This is a genomic window from Microcoleus sp. N3A4 (genome assembly GCF_036701805.1).
GTDB lineage: Bacteria > Cyanobacteriota > Cyanobacteriia > Cyanobacteriales > Microcoleaceae > Microcoleus.
Map to the genome: position 1 here is coordinate 1 of NZ_JAUBRJ010000067.1, position 20,431 is coordinate 20,431.

Consider the following 20,431-nt stretch of genomic DNA (forward strand, 5'->3'; position numbering starts at 1 on the left):
GAGCGTCCCCGCTCGCGGCATGGATCGCGAGCGGGGACACTCGCACTATTCCGATTCAACCGGAAAGGATATTATTGTTATTTGTTGCCTGCTACGAATAACAAATAACCAATAACAAATAACCAATAACAAATAACCAATAACTATCTCCCCGTCAGCGTATCCGCATAAGGATCTGGCAAAGCTTGCTGCACTTCCAAAAGCGACAAAGAATCTCCTGTCAACGGTTGGCTAATCAATTTTTTTTTTACCCCATCTCCACGGCGATCGCGCTCTTGCAACTTCAGCAATTCCTCTTGATAAACAGCAACAATTCGCCCTAAACTCACCACCAAATCATCCCAATTCTCATCTCCTACCAACTTCTCAGAAATTCCCTCAAATAACTCTCCCGCTTGCCTTTTTTGAACGTAAGCTTTCAAAAGCTTTCCCGACTTTTGCAAAACAGCCTGATAAATGTCCCCATCAGACCACCACAGCCCCTGTTGACTCAGCAGCCAAGTCAAAATATACTCGCGAGCGTGTTGCTCCTTCACCCAGGCCGCGAGATACTGCAAATCTTCCATAGTTACAGTCTCCTAAATTTTCCTTAAAATGTCCGCTTGTTTGTATCTACCGTTACTGCGATCGACATAATACCTGCCTTATCATCACCTACCCGCTTCATTAATATGGCTTAAATCTTAAAAAAACCCTACTGATTCACCAAACATCAATTTTTAGAATATAAAAATACACTTAAACTGACATCTTGCACCACGATCGAGAACACGCAAGATGCCTGTGAACCAAAGAGTAAATTTTCTTGTGGGGATTAGGGGTTGGGCATCCTGCCCGCCCGTGAAAGACTGATTGACAATGGTGCAAGATGTTAGCTTAAACTTCATAGGTCTATTGTCCGATACTTTAGTCCACCGGAAAGCGGTACACCCCGCCTCGCTTTCCTCTCTCGCAAATCTATCCTCAAGCGGGAACAACCAGCGGGTTATTAGCATGACAAAGCAAAATTTTGGTTTAATCGGTCTAGCCGTGATGGGCGAAAACCTAGCGCTCAACGTCGAAAGCAGAGGCTTCTCCGTAGCTGTGTACAACCGCACAGCAGCCAAAACCGACGACTTCATGGCAAAACGCGCCCCCGGCAAAAACATTGTAGCCGCCAAGACTCTGACAGAATTCGTCGATGTCCTAGAAACCCCGCGCCGAATCTTAGTCATGGTGCAAGCTGGGAAAGCCGTAGATGCAGTCATCGACCAGCTCAAACCCATGCTGTCACCGGGCGACATGATTATTGACGGCGGCAACTCTCTCTACGACGACACCGAACGCCGCACCAAAGATTTAGAAGCAGCGGGACTGGGATTTGTCGGCATGGGCATCAGCGGCGGCGAAGAAGGCGCGCTCAACGGTGCTAGCTTGATGCCCGGTGGCACCCACGCTGCTTACGGCATACTAGAGCCAATTCTCACCAAAATTGCGGCTCAAGTAGATGACGGCCCCTGCGTCACATTCATCGGCCCTGGGGGTGCCGGTCACTACGTGAAGATGGTTCACAACGGCATTGAGTACGGGGATATGCAGCTCATTGCTGAAGCCTACGATTTGCTCAAAAACGTTGCTGGATTGGACGGCAAGCAGTTGCAGGAAGTTTTTGCCCAATGGAATACCACAGACGAACTAAACTCGTTTTTGATTGAAATTACGGCTAACATTTTCAAGTACATTGACCCGGAAACTAAGCATCCCTTAGTTGAGGTAATTATGGACGCAGCCGGTCAGAAAGGTACCGGCCGCTGGACTGTTATGAGTGCTTTGGAATTGGGCGTGAGCATTCCCACAATTATCGCTGCTGTGAATGCCAGAATCATGTCTTCTTACAAAGACGAGCGCGTTAAAGCTTCCCAAACACTGACCGGGCCTAGCGCCAAGTATGAAGGCGATACTAAAGAGTTTGTCAACAAAGTTCGGGATGCCCTTTACTGCTCGAAAATTTGTTCCTACGCGCAAGGTATGGCGCTGTTGAGCGCGGCATCGAAGTCGTACAATTACGACTTGAGTTTGAGCGAAATTTCCCGAATTTGGAAAGGTGGCTGTATTATTCGGGCTGGCTTTTTGGACAAGATTAAAAAAGCTTTCAAGGACGATCCCGCGCTGCCGAATTTGCTGTTAGCGCCGGAGTTCAAACAGAGCATTCTCGATCGCCAATCAGCTTGGCGGGAGGTGTTAGCTGCTGCTAGCACGCTGGGGATTGCAGTACCAGCATTTAGCGCCTCGCTGGACTATTTCGACAGCTACCGGCGCGAAAGATTGCCGCAAAACCTCACGCAAGCTCAGCGGGATTATTTCGGGGCTCACACCTACGAGCGCACCGACAAACCGCGAGGCGAATTCTTCCACTCGGAGTGGACTCAGGCTGCTAAAGAGTCGCTGCAAACTGGTACTACGGATTAATTAATTTTTGTAGGGTGCGTTTCGGCGCACCTTACGAATTGATTGGCAGTTGCAAATTGTTTTGACGTTTGTTTTTGAGATAGCTTTTAATATATTCGTCGTTAAAGAGCGATCGGGCGATCGTAAGTGCTTCTTGTCTTTCTTCGTCTGTCATGTAATCATCGCCTTTTAAACCTGATGGCGGGTGTCGAGGATCGCCGCCTGCATCGAGGAATCGCTGACGTGCGATCGCCATTAATTCTCCTAATCTGCGGTCTTGCTCTCTTCTGATATCATGCGGTTTCGTCATAGTCTTCAAGCTCGTCTATACGAACAATCTCGCCACTTTGTAGTATAGCAGCCCTTGGTAAAACTCGACTAGGGGTTTCGATGTACCAAAAGCCCTTTTCTTCATCATATATTCTCCAGATGAGCAAGTCCAGAGTTTCCAGGGCATTAATAATTAAGTATTGGACTCCTGATGATGGCATAGGTCGATCGATTGTTGTTGAGCCTGTTGGCTATTGTATCACCCATTGTTAACAGGATTTTGAGTAAACAATACTTGAACTTGAGTATATATAGCAATCCTCGCATCAGTCGCAAAATCGAGCGAGACCAGAATCCTTGCAGTGCGAGCCAGAAAGCTCGCGTATCATGCAAATCATTTAGAATTGCTATACAAAAATCCCAAGTCCAAGTTATTCAAGTTCAAAGCAAACATTGCCTGGAATCAAAACAATTTAAGCAGCACTCGAACCCCACGTATCAACCGTTTGCTGCAACCCCTCCCGGTAGCTGGGATAGCGCGGACTCCACCCAAACTGCTTGCGGAATGAGTCGCACCCAACGGTAGTAGAAAGCTTTAACAAATCCACTTGTTGAGGGGTGACAACTAATACGAGTGCCAGAGGTGTCAGCCACATTGGGATGTGCCCGGGGCGTTTTCTGCCCAGCGTGAAGGCAAATCGATCGATAAAATCAGCAAAAGACACCGGAACACCATCCACAACATTAAAAATTGCACCTTTCGGTTGCTGTTGGGCTACCTGTACCAAGGCAATCGCAGCATCCTCAAAATGCAGCCAGTTTCCCAGATTGCTGTCAGGCCCGGCAAAATAGGGACGACCGAGTTTGAACGATTTGATGTAAAGTTTCAAGTCTTCAGATTGCGGCCCGTAGAGGTATCCCAGCCGCAATACACAAGCCGGAATCTGACTGTTTGTGACCTGGTTTTCGGTGGCGATCGCCATTTTGAAAATTGGGTCATCACCAGGTATACTCAGCGGTGTGCTTTCTGTCGCATCCCTCGTGTTGCCATACAGAAAAGTGTAGCTGGTGTGAATTAGCAACTTGATATCTGTGTCTTTTACCGCTGTCAGCAATGCAGCAGTCGTTGCCGAAAGAGTTTTATCAAATCCTTTCCAATCTTGCCCATCGCTTAGCAGCGTATTTGCCTTTTGGGGAGTCAGGTTTACAACCACATCTGCATTAGCAGCCAGAATCGCCTCCCTGAGTTCAACAGCATTGGATGGATCAGTTTCTACCGCGATTCCGCCGTGGGAACGCACGGTTGCTGCACCATCTTTGTCCTGCGTCAATCCCGTGACTTTGTGTCCCAGCGCTACAAACTGCCGGACGGTTGCTTGTCCGAGTTCAGTATCTGCGCCTGTAATGACAATGCTCAGCTTTGTGTCTGTCATGTGTTTTGATAACGTGTCTTCTATATGCTTACTATTTTTGACCGCAGTGGCGCGACCCTCTATTGATAGAAAAAGTAGTTATTGTAGAGATCAGTTGCTGAGAATTTTGCTATATAGCAATCCTCGCATCAGTCGCCTCTCTCGAGCGAGACCAGAATCCTTGCAGTGCGAGCCAGAAAGCTCGCGTATAATGCAAGCAAATCATTTAGGATTGCTATAGAATACCCAGATCCCTGACTTATTTAATCAGTCGGGACTCTCAAAGAAGAGGATTTTATGTTTAATTAATCAGTAATTAAGAGCGCAATGTGCTTGGGCTTCCTAGATAACTATACTGAGAAAATGTGGTAGAATAACTAATTGTTTAAAACAAAGGTAATTTCATGAAACCTTTTATAGTAAGAGCTGCTGCCGTTATCGGTGATATTGCCGCAGCGGTTTTTGATACTTTGAAAGAAGAAGAATCAAGAAAACGTTTATCATACAGCGGTATTCTGGAAGTGGATACCATGACTGGAAAAGAGTTTGAAATTTTTCTATATATCCATTTTGAAAAGTTGGGTTATAATGTTACTTTAACTCAAGATAGTCAAGATTATGGGGCGGATTTAATTTTATACAAAGATGGATTAAAAACTGTGGTTCAAGCGAAAAGAAGCAAAAATCCAGTTGGGATTAAAGCAGTTCAAGAAGTAGCAGGAGCCGTCAGACATTACAAAGGAAATAAAGGCAGAGTAATCACGAACAACAAATTTACAGAAAACGCTTGCAAACTTGCTAAATCTAACGACGTGGAGTTATGGGATAGAAAAAGACTCATCGAATTCATTCTGATAGCTAAGAATTGTAAATAAGATTGATTCCGGTGGCACTCATCCCGGAATTGTTGACTGTTTACTGTTAGTAGTCAAAAAATAGCAACGGAGAGGACACGGCAGTGCCGTTTCTTGCGCCCCAAAATAATCGCTTGCGCTCGCACCAGATGCAACTATTCCCCGATTAATTGTAGGGACACGGCACTGCCGTTTCCAGATTGTGGGTAATATCCTGTTCCCTAACTACAGTAAGTTATATATAAAAGATGCACTGCTTTCTCAGTATCTTTAATTTCACTTATAGCCTTTCTCAAAAAGATGAGGTATGACTGACAGCTTACATAACCACCCAGACTTATTGGGCCGGGGCCCAACTACGTCCGCGAATCTTTCGCTCGAACCGCTATATTCATCATGTTACAAATTTCTAATACTGTGTTCATTCCAGACGGCGAAATCGAGATTAGTGCGATTCGCTCTCAAGGCGCGGGGGGGCAAAATGTAAATAAGGTGGCGAGTGCGATTCACTTGCGCTTTGATATCCCAGCTTCCTCATTGCCCGATCGCTACAAGCAGCGTTTGTTGCAAATCAACGACCAGCGCATCACCTCCGAAGGTGTGATTGTCATCAAGGCCCAGGAACACCGCAGCCAGGAACAAAACCGGGAGGAGGCTTTGAGACGGCTGCAAGAACTCATTAAAAGTGCGATCGTCATACCGAAAAGGCGCAAACCCAGCAAAGCGACTCGTAGTTCCCAGCGCAAGCGTCTCGACAGCAAAACCAAGCGAGGGCAGATTAAAGCTCTGAGAGGGAAAATTACGGAGTGATCGATGAAAGGTCGATCGGGCTTTTTGAGTTTTTAGTTGTCAGTCGGGATTTGGTGGGCCTAAGTTGTTAGGTAAATCGTTAAGCGTTTTTCCGTTCCACTAAACTTACCCATAGCTACCCAAATCTCGACATAGCTGGACATGGGTGATTTTGGTGTTAACTTCCTGTTTCACAGTAGCGACAACATGACTGTTGTCGGGTTTGTCTACTCCGCAGGCTGATGCGGTGGAACTCACCGCCTTCTCAGAACGTTCCGGTACAAAAATACCTTCAAACCAACGTTCTATGTTCTTGGCTGCGTTTAAATCACGGTCTTGAATATTTCCGCAATCGGGACATTCAAAAACTCGGACTTTCAACGGCATCTTGTGCCGATGATTGCAGCAACTTGAGCAAATTTGACTGCTAGGGAAGAATCGATCTACAAGCGTCAACTCGGAGTTAAACTTTTGGGTTTTATATTCCAATTGCCGCTTAAATTCGTACATTCCGCAATCAGCGATTGCACCAGCTAACTTGTGGTTCTTCAAAAATGCCTTGACATTCAAGTCTTCGATCTTGACCTCACTGTGGTTTTTGGCGAGGTAAGTTGTCAGCTTGTGAATGGCGTCTTTTCGGATGTTTGACACTTTTAGGTGCAGCTTGGCTAGTTTAGCGATTGCCGAATTGCGGTTGTTAGACCCTTTGACTCGCTTGCTAACACGGCGTTGCAGGCGTTTCATTTTACGACTCATCCCACGGTAAGCTTTGGGATTGGCAAAGACTTGACCGTTAGAACAAACAGCTAATTCTTTGATGCCGATATCGACACCAGCAGTAGGACGGTCAGGTGGAGTTGCGGGCTGTTCAATTTCGTATTTAAAAGCAATGAACCATCTGTCGGCTTTTCGACTGATTACACAGTTGTGAAATGCCATAATTGGTAATGGTTCGTGCAGGCTAACCCAACCAATTTTAGGTAACTTGACACGCTTGCCATCGTTATTAATTCCTGGTTTTGCTTTGGTTCCTTGCTCTAGGTAGAAAGAGTCACCTGACACACCTTTTTTCTTGAACCTAGGTTGGTTAGATACCTTTTTGAAGCATCTATCCCAAGCCGTTCTCAATTCAGTCAGAGCCTGCTGCGGACTTGCCTTAGATGACTCGTAATACCAGGGATGCAAAGGTTTAATTTCCCCTACTAAACGCTTGTGAAGATCGATAGCGGAAGGAATCTTAACCGTTTTGTCGGCTTCCCTGAGTTTCAAGGTTTCAAGGATGATTGAATTCGCCCAGTTGTAAGCGTGTCTTGCTACCCCGCAATGTTGCCGAAATCTAGTCACCTGCTTATTGTTAGGCTTTAATTCCGTCCTGAAGCTGAGTAACATTTGCTTTTACCTCATTTCTGCCTTACTCTTATTGTATGCGGAATTAATGCGGAATGACAAAATGCCTAGAAAAAAGATCTACAGCGAGCCTAAGCGTAAAGTCAACCTAAGTCTGACCGAGACTGCTACTAAGTGGCTAGAGGAAAAGCAAGTTGAACTTACTGCAAGCAGTCTTAGTGACGTTATCGAGAGGCTGGCTAGAGAGTTACCCCAAAATTCCATCAATGGGTAACTCTGTCCAAGAATTACGTTACAGTTTCAAACCCTAGACTTTTCCGAACCCCTGCGGGTTAGTTGTCGTTCGGCGAGGGCGATCGACTTGGTAAGTCATCGGGAATTTTGGTTACGTCTAATCCTAAAAGCTCAAACATAGTTTTTAGAGAAACCTGGTACAGGTTAGCCATAGCAAGTATGTTTTCAGCATTAGGTAGAGCCTTGCCTAATTCCCAGTCAGCTTGTCTTCGCTCGGAAATTCCGATTTTTTCTTTGACTTGAGGGCGTGTTAGTCCAGCTTGTTCTCTGAGTAGTCTCAATGGAGACTTCTCCTTTTCTTGTAAATCTTCTTCTATCATGGGACGAAATATTCATGATGCAAACGTCTTGATAGAGACTTTGATAAGACGTAAACTTCATGTTGGTAGGTCATCGGGAATTTTGGCTACGTCTAGTCCCATACATCTAGCAAGTGTTTTTAGTGGTACGCCTAGCTCGCGCGCCAGAGCAATGGCCCGATCAAAGCGAGGAATGGATTCTCCTCGTTCCCAATCGCCAATAATGCGAATTCCTACCCCCATTCGACGACTAAGTTCAGGTTGGGTCAAATTTGCACTTTCTCTAAGGTTTTTCAAGGTTATGGTTTCTCGATCTTTAGCTTCCATCAATTGTAGCAGTTAATTGCTAGCAGAATAGTGCTTGACAAATTTGGTATCTGGCACTAAACTGCTAGTAGATAGGCAAAACAAAGGCCGCTCAACGAGCCTCCAAGGTCAAAATGCAGGTTTGAAGAACCGCCTGATTTTTCGTGTCTATCAATTGTGCTTGCATACCCAAGCGTTTGTTTGGGGGTTGGGCGCATACCTCAAGCCTCTTTTCCTCAAGCCCGAGGAGGTGATGCCATTTAAAAGGTCGATCGACCTCACAAGAGTGTCCAACTCAAAATTGTATCAGCAGTAATAATTTTTTAACTGTTGGTTTAATTTAATTGCTAATTCGGCCCAAAGCTCTCTGGAAGTTCATCTATTTTTTCTATTTTTAGTTCTCGGCAAATAGCTTTCAACTGAAAGAGAGAAAATTTTGGTTCTGTGGCTCCAGATATCCATCTATGATACGTGGCCCGGGGAATCCCGCATCTAAAAGCAAACTCATCTTGTGATAAGTCTGTTTTGTTGATTCTTAGGGCTTCCAATGGTGAATTGCCCTCCTGTCTTCGTTCTTTTCTTGATGACATTGTAACATAAATCTCAAATTGAGATGTCATACTTGACAAATTTAAATCGACATCTCATAATGAGACACAAGTGACAGAACAAAAGCTGGTCGGTCAGGCAGAACAGCCAAAACCTGCAGTTTTGAATAACCGCCTTGAGGTGATGCGATGTAAAAGGTCGATCGACCCACAGCACAACCCAACTCAAAATTGTACCAAAGAGCCCGACCAAAACTTCAACTTTGCGATCGCACAACTTCCGTGCTATCGTGCCCTTTCTCGAACCATTCCAGATCATGTCCACATCAATTGACAACTTCTACCTAGGCGATGTCGCCTCCAACTTTCACTTTGCAGGCCCGCTGCTAGACTTTGAAGAAGAAATCCAGAATCAATCTCCCTTTCACGATTTAGACTACCTGACAGGCGAAATTAAAAGGGGATTCCTAGACTACGTGCGGCAAGGAATCATGCTGGACGCGATCCGAAAACTGCGATTGTACAAAGACAAGTTCAAAACTTTTAAAAGTTACTGCGAACAAGCATTAGGCAGGCAGTATTTTTACTGCACGCAAATCATCAAATCTGCTGGCATTTGCCTGCGCTTAATTAAAGCCGGATTTGAGATTTTGCCTAGCTGCGTCGCTCAAGTTGTCCCTTTGTTCAAACACGCAGTAACCGACCAATACGGCGACTGCCTTTTACAGGAAAAGTGGCAAGAAGTTGTTGATGTCATACCAAAAGAAAGGATTACCGCAGTAACTATTGCCGAAACAGTTGACAACAATCCCAACCTCCGGCTCAAACAAATTCGGATTAAAACCGACACTTACGCCCTTTTAACCAAAAAAGCAGCCGCAGCCGGACTGTCAATTTCGGAATTTTTGGCAAGGTTGGTTGACGAATACAATCCCAGAAATTTAGAGCAGCCAGCAGAACACACTCCCGAACAAGAGGAGATTTTAGACCAATTAGACGCGGAGTTTAAGAAGCCGGCAACGAAACAGAGCCCTCCGGCAGCTAAAGACAAAGTTAAGTCTAAAGGTTTTGGAGTCAAAGTTGTGCCGAAAGGTGGTAAAAAGGAAGTTAAGGCGAAAACTTCGGAAGGGGAAGTTAAGGCGAAAACTTCGGAAGGTGAAGTTAAGTTTAAAAATCGGCAAACAGAAATCCAAGCCGAGAAACAGTCGAATTCATTAAATGAGAAAAATCATGAAGTCATCTGCCCAAAATCCAATCATGCGTCAACTGAAATTAATGGAGATTCAACTGAACGAAATTCAGTGCCACCTTATTAAAGCCACTGTGTTGAATTGGTGGCAAATAGTTTTGCCTGACGGTCAGAAGATTGCGATCGAACACGCGGGCGGCGGACACTGGATTTTTCGGGCTAACGGGCTTGAGAAATCTCATCCAGAAGTGCGGCTAGCGGTGTTGAGGGCGATCGCCCAAGGCTGTCGCAGGTAAACTAAGGCTAAGGACACGGCAGTGCCGTGTCCCTACAGATATCGTGGGCGGGCGATCGGATTTGAGATGATTTGGGGATGCAGGGGGGCGATCGACATTAGTTGCGTTTACTGTAGGAGTGTCCCAAGTGTGGGCCGGGGTTTAAGGTGTGCCAGCGTTGTGGGTAGACGGGTGATGTCTGCGGTGTTTTATGAGTTTTGTAGAGGCGATGGAACACCAAAAACCTCAGCTCTTAAAACTTGGATGGTTTGGCATCAACAGTCTCAACCGGAAAAGCTGATAGCCCTGTTCGCCCGGGACAAAGAGCATGGTCGGCGAGGATAGCCGATCGGAGCCAACGTTATCTTAACGATTGAGCAACGTGGTTCATACTGAGTTAGACTGAATATTAGACTATAAATCTAAGGAGTAGTTTTGTCAGGAAACCACAGGAGGCAGCGTGACATTAGGCGTAGACAGCAGGCAATTACTATCTTATGAGAAACCACCTGTTAATGAGGTGGTTTGCAGTGTTTTGTTCGACCCTATCGAAGCCTTACTGACTCCCCATATCGGCTTCTTATGGCAGAGGTTTCAACCGGACTACCCGTTTTGCTACGAGGTTGATCCCCTACCACCAAAGGTAGAAGTTTTCAATAATCAGGTTATTGAAACTATGCTGGAAGAAAGTGATATTCCTTATTTGCCCAGAGTATGGTTCATTAGCTCTGATGACACAAAGGTTGTCCAAATCCAGCGAGATCGGCTGATTCATAACTGGAGAAAAATTAGTCCAAATAGTGAGTATCCTAGATATGACAGCGTTATTAAAGCATTTCAAGGTCATTTTGAAAGCTTTAATGCTTTTCTACAAGAGGGGGAGCTAGGTACAATTCAGATACGTCAATATGAACTAACTTATGTCAATCAAATTTCACAAGGAGAAGCATGGGAAACTCTTGAGGACATCGGCAAAATTTTTCCTGACTTTAAATGGCAGAACAGTCTAGAGAGATTTCTTCCAAAACCTCAATATATTCATTGGGATACGAGATTTGATTTGCCAGAAGAATTTGGCAGATTACATATATTGATCAGGAATGGACTTGCTGACAACCATCCCACTCTTTTTTTTGAATTAAGTGTTCGGGGAATTGGCAAATATAGCTCTTTGGATTTAATGCAAAATTGGTTTGATGTGGCACATGAATGGACTGTACAGGCATTTGCTGATTTAACTGATAAAAAAATCCAGACAAATATTTGGAAGCGGAGAGGGTAAAGCTTATGACTATGATTACATCTTCATTGAAGGAAGCCGAACAAGAAGAAAAACCAATTTTTTTAACAACGCTCCAAACATCTCCGAAAAGCTCTTCTTCCACTCCTGTCCGAATGATTCAATACGTTCCTTCATTAGCACAGAGCTCCGCTGAGTCTGGGAATGCTGAAGTTAGAAAATATTATCCGCTTTCCCCCCGAACGCAGATAAATATGGGTTCGAGAATTTATGCTGAGCAGCTTAAGAACATTGATGAGGATAAGGTCAGAGACTTCAGTCGCGAAATAGCTGTGTACGAATTGGCTAAACCTGTTGGCCATCAAGCTAATTTTATTAAAAGTGCTCCAAAAGAACGGCGTGGTAAATTTCTGTCATCTCCAAGCAGTGATTTGTCAAAAAATTTACCCCGTACACCTAAAAAAGTTGAGGCTATCCATCCTCAGCAACAACGTTATCAAAATCTTCGGGTATATATTGACTCACTAAAAAAAGAAGCAAGAGTAACAGGAGAGACAGAATTTTCGGAAAGAGTTCTCAATTTATCCTGGTCTGTGTGGGAAAGACTCACAAGTCTATTTCAAGCAAGAGGACTGTGGTTGGAGGTTCCAGATGCTTGTCCAGGTTCAAAAAATAATTTTATGTACACTTGGTCAAAATCTGAACACTACTTAGAGTGTGAGATTTTTGGCACTGGTGAGATAGAATTTTTCTACCGTAACAGAAACACGGGAGAAGTGTGGGGAGAAGATACGACGCTCGATCAGGGTTTTTCGGGTGATATTTTGGACAAAGCTTCGCTCTTTATCGAATAAGTTGTTCTTCAGAATGGATTCAGTTGGATATAATTTAACTCCACTCCCCGATGCGTATGGTGTCCTGAGACTCGCTCGACCGCCTAAAGACTTTGCAGAAAAGGGCAATATCTTAGCGATCCAATTGGAGGAGGAATTTATTCTGTCGTCAGATGATAAAAAATCAGTTCCACCCCACCTGAGCGTTTGGGTAGACTCTCTTACAACACCTGAACAAGCTTACAAATTCCTTTCAGAAAACTCGCCTCGAAAATTAGTTCTTCGTCTCAAAGTTAATGAAATCTGTAAAATTCAAGCAAATTCTGGGGAATGCGTATATCCTAATTTGTTAAAGGTTATATGGGTTTACCGTTTTCAGGAAATAGAGGGTGAGCTTGTTAGAGATTGTAGCCCTGGTGCTGATGGTCATTCTGGAATCACAGGACTGGATGAGAAATCTGTACCCGCTGGATTAACTAACAGGCAGCAGAAGAATCTTCGCAAGGATTTGCGAGTCCAATTAGCGGAACTCGCATCTAAGGATTGTTTTCACATTATGGATTCATAGATATTTCCATAAGAGTGATAGCTAATCAATTGTATGTTCGGACTAAGTTGCCCTTTTCTATCCCACCACAGCAAAAGCCATCCCAGGGAAACCGGACTCGTAAACTCTGGTTCCTTTTGATGGACGCAACTCGACTTTAAAAAGTGACCCCTACCATGTCAACTTAGTGCTCTAATCAACTGAGCTATGCGTCTGTCGATCGCTTCAATTCATGACATTTTCCCAGACTATACTCAAAAGACATCTCCCATAATCAACTTGAAATCCTTGTACCGAGGTAGCTGAAGCTTAATTTGCGGAGATGTTTAATGCTCTGCTTATCCCAATTGGATCGAGCAATTGCTCAATTGTCTGCACTAACATTTCCGGCTCAACCGGCTTGGAAAGATGCCTTTGAAAGCCAGCATCTAGTGCTTGCTGCTGATTGATGTCTCCGGCACAGGCAGTAAGTGCGATCGCGGGAATCTCTCCTCCCTCCTGTGTCGATAGTTGTCTGATTTGACGAATCAACTTATAGCCATCAATTTGTGGCATTCCAATATCAGCAATCAAAACATCTGGCTTAGATTCATTAAGTAGTTGTAGCGCATCTGTTGCTGAAGATACAGAGATCACGGTGGCTCCCGCTTGCTCCAAGATACATTGAACTAACTCTAAATTGTCTAGTTCGTCATCGACTGCTAGGATACATAATCTAGCCAAGGGTGAAGTGTGAGCATTGAGTGATAGATTTTCCTTGCGATCGCTGTTTGCCTCATTGTTTCTGGCTAATAAGGGAAATGTGACAGTAAATGTTGCTCCCTGTCCTTCTACAAAACTTTCGGCTTTGACAGTTCCACCATGTAGCTCAACGATGTGACGCACGATCGCTAATCCCAGCCCTAACCCACCAAATGTTCTCGTAATACTGCTATCGGCTTGCCGAAATGTGTCAAAGACATAGGGAATAAATTCTGGCTTAATTCCTTTCCCTGTATCCCTGACTTGAATTTGAGCAGAGGAATCAATCGTTTTTAACTCAACTTCAACTCTACCTCCAGTTGGGGTGAACTTAATGGCATTGGTGAGCAAATTCCAGACAACCTGTTGCAATCGGGTAGCATCTCCTAACACATCGCCCACATTCGGTTCTAGCTGAGTTTCAATTTGAATGTTCTTCGCTTCAGCGGCTAAACTAACTGTTTCGATCGCGGCTGTCAGCGTTGTTTTCAAATTAATAGGAGTAGAGTTCAAACTCAGCTTGCCTTGCAGAATGCGAGAAATATCCAGCAAATCCTCAATCAGTTGAACTTGCAACTGGGCGTTGCGTTCAATCGTTTCGAGAGCTACCGCCGTCTTACCAGAATCCAGGGTTCCCCTTCGCAGCAGCCGAGTCCAACCCAGAATAGGATTCAACGGAGTTCGCAATTCGTGCGACAAGACAGCTAAGAACTCATCTTTAATTCGGTTAGCTGCTTCGGATTGTGCCCGTGCTTGCGATTCTGACTCGTAGAGCCGTGCTCGGTCGATCGACTGCGCCGACTGCTGTGCCAGTGCCAAAACGAAAGCCCGATCGCTCTCACAAAGCTGGGGAACGGTCGAAAAACTCAGCGACAGTCCACCAACGGCTTGTCCTTCAATCAACAATGGTACTGAAATCCAGGCTTCTGAACCAACCTTGGCATAAGCTTCAGCTAAATCAGGATAACGGGCAATTCGGTTTTCGATGGTTTCTAACCAAACAGGTTGCCCAGTTCGCACGGCTTGTGCGAGAGGATAGGGCGCATGAATCGAAAAACTGCGCTGAAATTCTCCTACGTGCTCATACCCGATCGCTTGAATAATCTCCAGTTCGCTTGCATCCTTGTTTAATACGGCAACCAAACCACAACTTGCTCCCAGTGCGGACATTCCCTGTTGAACAATCACCTGAGCCACTTGAGCCGAGGTTAGCGATTCCGACAAAGCTGTCATCACCGCCAGCAGTCGAGCCGTCCGGTTAGCAGCGAGTTCGGCGGCTAATTTCGCTTGTTGTGTTTCATTATAGAGACGAGCGTTATCAATGGCGATCGCTGCTCGCTGAGCCAAATCTTCAGCCAGAGCAATGTCTTCCAGGCAATAGCGGCGATCGGATTCAGTAAACACCAACGTAATGCTACCCAACACGCGCCCGCGTGCCTGTAGCGGTGCAATGATGCAGGACTTTAACCCAACTCCACGTATGATTTCCAGGTATTCAGCATTCGGCACTGCCGCAACTAACTGTTCATCTGTAATCTCAATGGCAATTTCAACCTGTCCTGTTTGCATGACTTGAGAAATGCCATACGCCTCATCGAGTTGTCTGGGAAAGCGTTGAGCCAACTCCCAACCAAACTTCACTTTTTCGGGATCTGAATGAGCAACTGCAACCCGACAGATCGTGCGATCGTCATTTAACAGATCGACACTACACCAATCTGCAAAATAAGGAACTGCCAGCTTTGCAACGCTTTGGAGAGTTTGTTCGTAGTCTAGCGAAGAGGAAAGGACAGCACTCACTTCCGCTAAAAATGCTGATTTTTCCTGAGAATTCTCTGCTAAAGCACGGGCTGCCTGTTCTTTAACAAGCTGTACTCGTTCGTCTTCGGTTTGCTTGCGTTCAGTAATGTCGCTGAAAGCAGCAATGATGTTGATAATTTGTCCCTCTGGGTCAAACAAAGGGGAAGCATTGATCGAGAGAATCGTGCGAGTTCCATCGGCATGGCTAATGCCATGTTCAATATTATAAACAGGCTCACCAGTTTGCATCACCCTCGCAAACGGCAGTTCATCTTTTGGGAAAGGATGACCCTCCACGGTTGTAATGAACCAGGAGGGATCGTTATAGCCTCGCTCCACAATGTCGCTGAGAGTCAATCTTAAAATCCTCTCTGCTGCCCTATTTGCCGCAATAATCTGTCCGGTAGAATCTAGAATGGTGATCCCATCAGGAATAGTTTGGAAGATGCTCGATAATTGCGCTTCACCCTCACGCAGAGCAGTTTCTGCCTGCTTGCGCTGTGTAATGTCGTGCATCACGACAACTGCACCCTGTTTTTCGCCGTTTGCGGCAATAATTGCCTGTCCAGTTGCTAACAGCATTCGCGCAGTTCCCTGCTGCGGAACAATCATCATTTCCACATCACGAACGTTCTGTCCTTGCAATGCCTTGAACAGGGGAACATCCTCTGTATTCATGCGTGTTTTGCCGTCTGGCAAATACAAGTCATAATATTGGGCCCATTGACCGGGTGGTAATGGCTTTGGAGGTAATCCATGAAAATCTTTAGCTGCTTGGTTAAATACCGTCAATATGCCATCGGCATCGCAAGCCACAATGCCAGCTTGAACGTTGTTTAGAATTGCCTTCAAAAAGTCCTGTTCTTTCTGAAGAGTGGCTTCCACCTGCTGGGACTTGGCGATTTCGGCTTTTAATTGTCGATCGACTTCAGATGTTTCAGTAGTATCTTGGAAGTAAATAAGTAAGCCATCTTCACTCTTGATGAGGCGAATTCTCAACCACTTGTTGAGTGAGGGGTAGTGTTCTTCCAACTCGATTGCAGTTGGCGTTGCGATCGCTCGATGACAATATTTATATAGCTCAGATGTAAGATCGACCGAAAATATAGTCCATATATTTTTGCCGATCAGGTGTTGCCGGTTTCTGTTTAAAAGCTGCTCTGCTTTATGGTTGACATAGGTGCAGTGCCACTCTGAATTAATAGAAATGAATGCCTCAGCCATGCGATCTACGATCGCCGCAAATCGTGCTTCAATTGCTTGGCACTCTGTACATAGCTCTTGAGAAAAATTTACAGTAAGTTCTTCTGGATGATTCAAGGAGTTTGTACGCTCTACATTCATTGCGGTTAGTCCTGCCTATTTACCTATTCTGCCAGTTATTGTTAGGGAATCAAGATGTACAGGACTTACGCAGAGATCCCCCTAGCCCCGCTTTTTAAGGACTTTGACTGTTCCCCCCTAAAAAAGGGGGGATCGAGGTTTTAGGCTTTTGGTGCGTAAGTCCTAATATATAGTATGCGCCAAACCTCAGCCATTCAATGTTTAAGCAAACGGGCATCGCAACTGATGGGACAGCACCGCTACAAATTCGTCTTTAATCCGGTTCGCGGCTTCTGTTTCGGACTGTGTAAGGTGCTCGCATTCTAACATTTGTTTTCGTTCTTGTTCTGCTTGCTTGCGCTTTGTTCGCGGATGGGGATGGTGCCTGCGAGAATCGGGCTAGCGTTTCTTTAACACCGAACTCATGCAAACTGTGCAACTGCCGAGCAAAAGCCTCGACGAAACGTGGCGACTGTACTAAATCTCTGACCTAGACATATTCTGTCATTCCTAATTGAGAATGCCAAATCTAGCAGTTTGGTTGTAGAAACAAGTTGTAGAAACAACAAAACCCGCTTTGTGGGCGGGTTTTAAGTATGGACACAACTGGACTCGAACCAGTGACCCCTACGATGTCAACGTAGTGCTCTAACCAACTGAGCTATGCGTCCTCACGAATTCCTAATGTAGCACAACCTTCGATCGCCTGTCAAGCATAAATATGAGATTTTTTAGGCGGGCACTCTTGACATCGCCCTTAACTCCCCATCCCCCGCCAAATCTTCACAGTTCGATCGCCCCCACCACTAGCCAAACTCCCCCCATCAGCACTAAACGCCACCGCCAAAACCTCCCCCGCGTGGCCCGTCAGAATTTCCAGCAAACCCCCCGTACCCGCATCCCACAAATAAATCGTGCCATCCCGACTCCCCGTCGCCAAAACCCGACCATCGGGACTGAACGCCACACACAAAACATCCCCAGAATTGTCCCTCATACTCCGCAACAGCGTCCCTCGCCCCTGTGCGTCCACCCGCCACAGCTTCGCCGTACCATCCCGACTCCCCGTCGCCAAAATCAATCCTTCTGCTACTCCCCCCCTTACCAAGGGGGGGCTGGGGGGGGTCGGGCCGGCAAGGGAGTTGGGGGAGTTTGCAGCAAAAACGATCGCCCGCACCCAATCCCCGTGCTCCGCCAGAGTACAAATCGATCGACCATTTTGCCAATCCCACAACAGCACAGTCTTGTCCCGACTGCCGCTAGCCAAAAACTCCCCGCCAGCACTAAAAGCCACCGCCTCCACCCCGCCAGAGTGACCAGTCAAAGCCGACATCCGCCTTCCCTTATTCAAATTCCACAACTGCACAGTCTTGTCCCGACTGCCGCTAGCCAAAACCTGACCGTCCCGACTGAAAGCCACAGCATAAACCCTGTCCTCGTGACCCCGCAAAGCGTACCACCACTTACCCTTATTCAAATCCCAAATTTGAATTGTTTTATCCCGGCCGCCACTAGCCAAAGTCGCGCCATCAGGACTAAACGCCACACAAGTCACCCAGTCAGAATGACCCGTAAGAGTGTACCACCGCTTACCCGCATCCAACTTCCACATCTCGATCGTCTTGTCCTCACTCCCGCTAGCTAAAGTCGCGCCATCTGGACTGAAAGCTACCGACGTAACAGCATTGGAATGCCCCACCAGAGTATGAACACACCTCCAAGTGGGCGCGCGTGCGGGTACAACCCGCTGCATCCGCGGCACAGGTATAATTGTGCCTGCAACCGTTGGTGGCACTGCATTCTGCACCGCAGGCATCCTCTGCGGTACGGAAATAGCAGGGGCCGCCGGAGTCGGAACCTGCGCCGCCGACTGCGGCTGCAAATCGTTCAAGACTTCAGCTACAGATTTGTAGCGGCGACTGAGACTCGGTTCGATCGTTTTGTCGAGGATGCGACTTAATTTCGGATCGATTGGAACCTTCAAAAAGTCTCGCCAAACCCAAGCATCCTGATTGATATCAAACAAATCAAAAGGAGATATTTGAGTCAGCAAATAAATGCAAGTTACTCCCAAACTGTACAAATCGCTGGCATAAACCGCTTGACCTCTAATTTGTTCCGGCGCGACGAATTCGGGAGAACCGATGACTGTACCGGTTTCTCTCAAACCCTCCACAACTTTTGCAGCGCCAAAATCAACTAAAACTAATTCCCCGGTTAATGTGGGGTAAGTATAAAGGATGGGAGTTTGAGAAATGCGGCGGCGGATAATATTTGGCGGTTTAATATCTCGGTGAATTACACTGCGATCGTGCACGAACTGCAATACTGGCAATAAATCCTTCAGCAGACTGAGAATCTGACTTTCGCTGAAAGGCCCAGTCCGCAATAACTCTTCCTGTAAATTCTGACCTTCTATAAATTCCTGCACCAAATACTGATAGCGTTCCTGCTGAAAGTGCGCCAGCAATTCGGGAATTTGCGGGTGTTTCCCCAATTCGTCCAGCCGCACCGCTTCTCGGTTGAATAATTCTGCTGCTTTCTCGCTGCTGCTGGTACCTTGGGATAGGGGGAAAAACTGTTTAATTGCACAGCGCGGTTTTGAGGGTTTATCCTCGTCTACTGCTAAAAAAGTGCGGCCGAAACCGCCGCGCCCGAGGGGTTTGATGGCGCGGTAACGCTCTCTCAGCAACAGTTTGGAGCCGCAATTCAGGCAGAATTGGGTACGATCGGCATTTTGCGGGTTTTGACAGGTGGGGTTTAGGCAGTAACTCATAACTGAAGCGAGAAGGAATCAGCAGCATCTCTCTATGATACTGAGGCAAAAGGGCGATCGACTCTCGCGTTACAATTATAGTCTTGGACGGACGGGCGACCATAAACCGGGTTTTTCACCAAAATATTTGCTTCAAACTTTCAATCTCGGTTCAAAAACCCGGTTTCTTTGTTCGGGTGCATAAGTCATAAATTATACTAATTCTCAAAACTCATGCAATAGTATCGCTCCGGGTGCGTCGCCACCCTTAAATCTTAAATAATATCCACAATCTTTGAGCGACGCACCTTACACAATATTTCAGCAAATAAACCCACACTCATCATTTTTGCTTTCTGGAGGCGAGAATTGGTATTAGAAATTAAAGGACTGAAGTCATGACTGCAAACTGGTTAGTATTCATGACTTTAATCCTCATAATTTAAGATGTCGCCTTAACTTTCAGAGCATACTCTTTAAACCTTTCCAAGTCAGCCATAAGAGTCGATTCAACTACTCGCGCTAGAAATGAATTGTCCATCAATTTTGCCAGCCAGCCGGGAACTCCATAAGCTACTGTCAGTTTGACAATGCTGCTGTTTTTGCGATCGTAAAATCTTACCGCACCCCGATTTGGCAAACCGTCTACCGATTCCCACTGAATTATCTGATTCGGCACTAATTTGAGAATCCGAGAAAGCCAGCTAAATTCTAACCCGCCAGTTGCGAGTTTCCAGCGCGATAATTCCGGGTTGTCTTCGAGAACCCGAACTGATTCGATCCACTTCATCCAGCGCGGCATTTGCTCTAAATCTGACCAGAGTTGCCACGCTAATTCGATGGGAATTGCCACTTCTACTTGGACGCTGTGTTCTAACCAATCAGTCATGCGATTTTAGATTTTAGATTTTAGATTTTAGATTTCTGGTTCCCAGGCTATGCCTGGTAACGCATTTCTAGAGGCTCTGCCTCGCGTTTTCTGTCTAAATACTGGAGGCGGAGCCTCCTGATAGGTATTCCCAGGCTCTGCCTGGGAACTAGAGAAAACGAGAGAGGACTAATGACTAATGACTGTAAGCTTTCTGGTTACCAGGCTCTGCCTGGGAACGCATTTCTAGAGGCTCTGCCTCGCGTTTTCTGTCTAAATACTGGAGGCGGAGCCTCCTGATAGGTATTCCCAGG

General features: G+C 45.9%; 22 protein-coding genes and 1 tRNA gene. 11 read left to right on the top strand and 12 right to left on the bottom strand.

Annotated features, from left to right (window positions below; all coding sequences use genetic code 11):
- Window positions 1-143: 143 nt before the first annotated feature.
- Window positions 144-566 (bottom strand): hypothetical protein, encoded by a 423-nt coding sequence (locus QUA56_RS28410; protein ID WP_333364853.1) that lies wholly within the window; start codon window positions 564-566, stop codon window positions 144-146.
- Window positions 567-993: 427 nt separating this feature from the next.
- Here QUA56_RS28410 and gnd point away from each other — a divergent pair, with 427 nt between their 5' ends.
- On the top strand, window positions 994-2,448 hold the full coding sequence (gene gnd / locus QUA56_RS28415) for a decarboxylating NADP(+)-dependent phosphogluconate dehydrogenase (RefSeq protein WP_333364856.1): 1,455 nt from the start codon (window positions 994-996) through the stop codon (window positions 2,446-2,448).
- A gap of 31 nt (window positions 2,449-2,479) precedes the next feature.
- On the opposite strand, the gene QUA56_RS28420 is transcribed toward gnd, so the two are convergent.
- From QUA56_RS28420 to QUA56_RS28430, 3 genes are all read right to left on the bottom strand, one after another.
- The gene (locus tag QUA56_RS28420; RefSeq protein ID WP_333364859.1) at window positions 2,480-2,737 is read right to left on the bottom strand and encodes a hypothetical protein; all 258 of its coding nucleotides are present in this window, start codon (window positions 2,735-2,737) and stop codon (window positions 2,480-2,482) included.
- Window positions 2,721-2,918 carry a hypothetical protein gene (locus QUA56_RS28425; RefSeq protein WP_333364861.1) on the bottom strand — a complete coding sequence of 66 codons (198 nt, stop codon included), beginning with the start codon at window positions 2,916-2,918 and terminating at the stop codon, window positions 2,721-2,723. The genes QUA56_RS28420 and QUA56_RS28425 overlap by 17 nt, the downstream gene beginning before the upstream one ends.
- 252 nt (window positions 2,919-3,170) lie before the next feature.
- Complete coding sequence (locus tag QUA56_RS28430; RefSeq protein WP_333364864.1) at window positions 3,171-4,130, bottom strand: NAD-dependent epimerase/dehydratase family protein; 960 nt, start codon at window positions 4,128-4,130, stop codon at window positions 3,171-3,173.
- Window positions 4,131-4,513: 383 nt separating this feature from the next.
- Between QUA56_RS28430 and QUA56_RS28435 the strand changes: the two genes are divergently transcribed.
- Both QUA56_RS28435 and arfB read left to right on the top strand, forming a co-directional pair.
- On the top strand, window positions 4,514-4,984 hold the full coding sequence (locus tag QUA56_RS28435) for a restriction endonuclease (RefSeq protein WP_333364867.1): 471 nt from the start codon (window positions 4,514-4,516) through the stop codon (window positions 4,982-4,984).
- Window positions 4,985-5,359: 375 nt separating this feature from the next.
- Window positions 5,360-5,773: an alternative ribosome rescue aminoacyl-tRNA hydrolase ArfB gene (gene arfB / locus QUA56_RS28440; RefSeq protein WP_333201433.1), complete on the top strand. Its 414-nt coding sequence runs from the start codon at window positions 5,360-5,362 to the stop codon at window positions 5,771-5,773.
- A 105-nt stretch (window positions 5,774-5,878) separates the two neighbouring features.
- Here the strand turns inward: arfB and QUA56_RS28445 are convergent, their stop codons facing one another.
- The 3 genes from QUA56_RS28445 to QUA56_RS28455 all read right to left on the bottom strand — a co-directional run bounded on the left by QUA56_RS28445 (window position 5,879) and on the right by QUA56_RS28455 (window position 8,019).
- Window positions 5,879-7,141, bottom strand: a complete 1,263-nt coding sequence (locus QUA56_RS28445) for an RNA-guided endonuclease TnpB family protein (protein ID WP_333364870.1) — start codon at window positions 7,139-7,141, stop codon at window positions 5,879-5,881.
- A gap of 290 nt (window positions 7,142-7,431) precedes the next feature.
- The gene (locus QUA56_RS28450) at window positions 7,432-7,713 is read right to left on the bottom strand and encodes a helix-turn-helix transcriptional regulator (RefSeq protein ID WP_333147253.1); all 282 of its coding nucleotides are present in this window, start codon (window positions 7,711-7,713) and stop codon (window positions 7,432-7,434) included.
- A 57-nt stretch (window positions 7,714-7,770) separates the two neighbouring features.
- Window positions 7,771-8,019 (bottom strand): helix-turn-helix transcriptional regulator, encoded by a 249-nt coding sequence (locus tag QUA56_RS28455; RefSeq protein ID WP_333365031.1) that lies wholly within the window; start codon window positions 8,017-8,019, stop codon window positions 7,771-7,773.
- A gap of 34 nt (window positions 8,020-8,053) precedes the next feature.
- Between QUA56_RS28455 and QUA56_RS28460 the strand changes: the two genes are divergently transcribed.
- Entirely contained in the window at window positions 8,054-8,314 is a 261-nt protein-coding gene (locus tag QUA56_RS28460; protein WP_333364873.1) for a hypothetical protein, read from the top strand.
- A gap of 31 nt (window positions 8,315-8,345) precedes the next feature.
- Here the strand turns inward: QUA56_RS28460 and QUA56_RS28465 are convergent, their stop codons facing one another.
- The gene (locus QUA56_RS28465) at window positions 8,346-8,618 is read right to left on the bottom strand and encodes a helix-turn-helix transcriptional regulator (RefSeq protein WP_333038831.1); all 273 of its coding nucleotides are present in this window, start codon (window positions 8,616-8,618) and stop codon (window positions 8,346-8,348) included.
- A gap of 40 nt (window positions 8,619-8,658) precedes the next feature.
- On the opposite strand from QUA56_RS28465, the gene QUA56_RS28470 reads away from it, so the two are divergent.
- From QUA56_RS28470 to QUA56_RS28500, 7 genes are all read left to right on the top strand, one after another.
- Window positions 8,659-8,880 carry a hypothetical protein gene (locus QUA56_RS28470; protein ID WP_333364876.1) on the top strand — a complete coding sequence of 74 codons (222 nt, stop codon included), beginning with the start codon at window positions 8,659-8,661 and terminating at the stop codon, window positions 8,878-8,880.
- On the top strand, window positions 8,864-9,862 hold the full coding sequence (locus tag QUA56_RS28475) for a hypothetical protein (RefSeq protein ID WP_333364879.1): 999 nt from the start codon (window positions 8,864-8,866) through the stop codon (window positions 9,860-9,862). Before QUA56_RS28470 ends, QUA56_RS28475 begins: the two co-directional genes overlap by 17 nt.
- Before the next feature lie 7 nt (window positions 9,863-9,869).
- Window positions 9,870-10,031 carry a hypothetical protein gene (locus tag QUA56_RS28480; RefSeq protein WP_242728623.1) on the top strand — a complete coding sequence of 54 codons (162 nt, stop codon included), beginning with the start codon at window positions 9,870-9,872 and terminating at the stop codon, window positions 10,029-10,031.
- A 21-nt stretch (window positions 10,032-10,052) separates the two neighbouring features.
- Window positions 10,053-10,355 carry a hypothetical protein gene (locus QUA56_RS28485; protein ID WP_333364881.1) on the top strand — a complete coding sequence of 101 codons (303 nt, stop codon included), beginning with the start codon at window positions 10,053-10,055 and terminating at the stop codon, window positions 10,353-10,355.
- Between the two features lie 115 nt (window positions 10,356-10,470).
- Window positions 10,471-11,292 carry a TIGR04255 family protein gene (locus tag QUA56_RS28490; RefSeq protein WP_333364883.1) on the top strand — a complete coding sequence of 274 codons (822 nt, stop codon included), beginning with the start codon at window positions 10,471-10,473 and terminating at the stop codon, window positions 11,290-11,292.
- Window positions 11,293-11,297: 5 nt separating this feature from the next.
- Window positions 11,298-12,104, top strand: coding sequence for a hypothetical protein (locus QUA56_RS28495; RefSeq protein WP_333364886.1), 807 nt, complete (start codon window positions 11,298-11,300; stop codon window positions 12,102-12,104).
- Window positions 12,105-12,117: 13 nt separating this feature from the next.
- Window positions 12,118-12,651 (top strand): hypothetical protein, encoded by a 534-nt coding sequence (locus QUA56_RS28500; protein ID WP_333364889.1) that lies wholly within the window; start codon window positions 12,118-12,120, stop codon window positions 12,649-12,651.
- 288 nt (window positions 12,652-12,939) lie between these two features.
- On the opposite strand, the gene QUA56_RS28505 is transcribed toward QUA56_RS28500, so the two are convergent.
- The 4 genes from QUA56_RS28505 to QUA56_RS28520 all read right to left on the bottom strand — a co-directional run bounded on the left by QUA56_RS28505 (window position 12,940) and on the right by QUA56_RS28520 (window position 20,138).
- On the bottom strand, window positions 12,940-16,515 hold the full coding sequence (locus QUA56_RS28505; RefSeq protein WP_333364892.1) for a PAS domain S-box protein: 3,576 nt from the start codon (window positions 16,513-16,515) through the stop codon (window positions 12,940-12,942).
- Between the two features lie 576 nt (window positions 16,516-17,091).
- Window positions 17,092-17,165: transfer RNA gene (locus QUA56_RS28510), tRNA-Val, on the bottom strand.
- An 86-nt stretch (window positions 17,166-17,251) separates the two neighbouring features.
- Window positions 17,252-19,270, bottom strand: a complete 2,019-nt coding sequence (locus tag QUA56_RS28515; RefSeq protein WP_333364895.1) for a serine/threonine-protein kinase — start codon at window positions 19,268-19,270, stop codon at window positions 17,252-17,254.
- 421 nt (window positions 19,271-19,691) lie between these two features.
- On the bottom strand, window positions 19,692-20,138 hold the full coding sequence (locus QUA56_RS28520; RefSeq protein WP_172187574.1) for an SRPBCC family protein: 447 nt from the start codon (window positions 20,136-20,138) through the stop codon (window positions 19,692-19,694).
- Window positions 20,139-20,431: the final 293 nt, after the last annotated feature.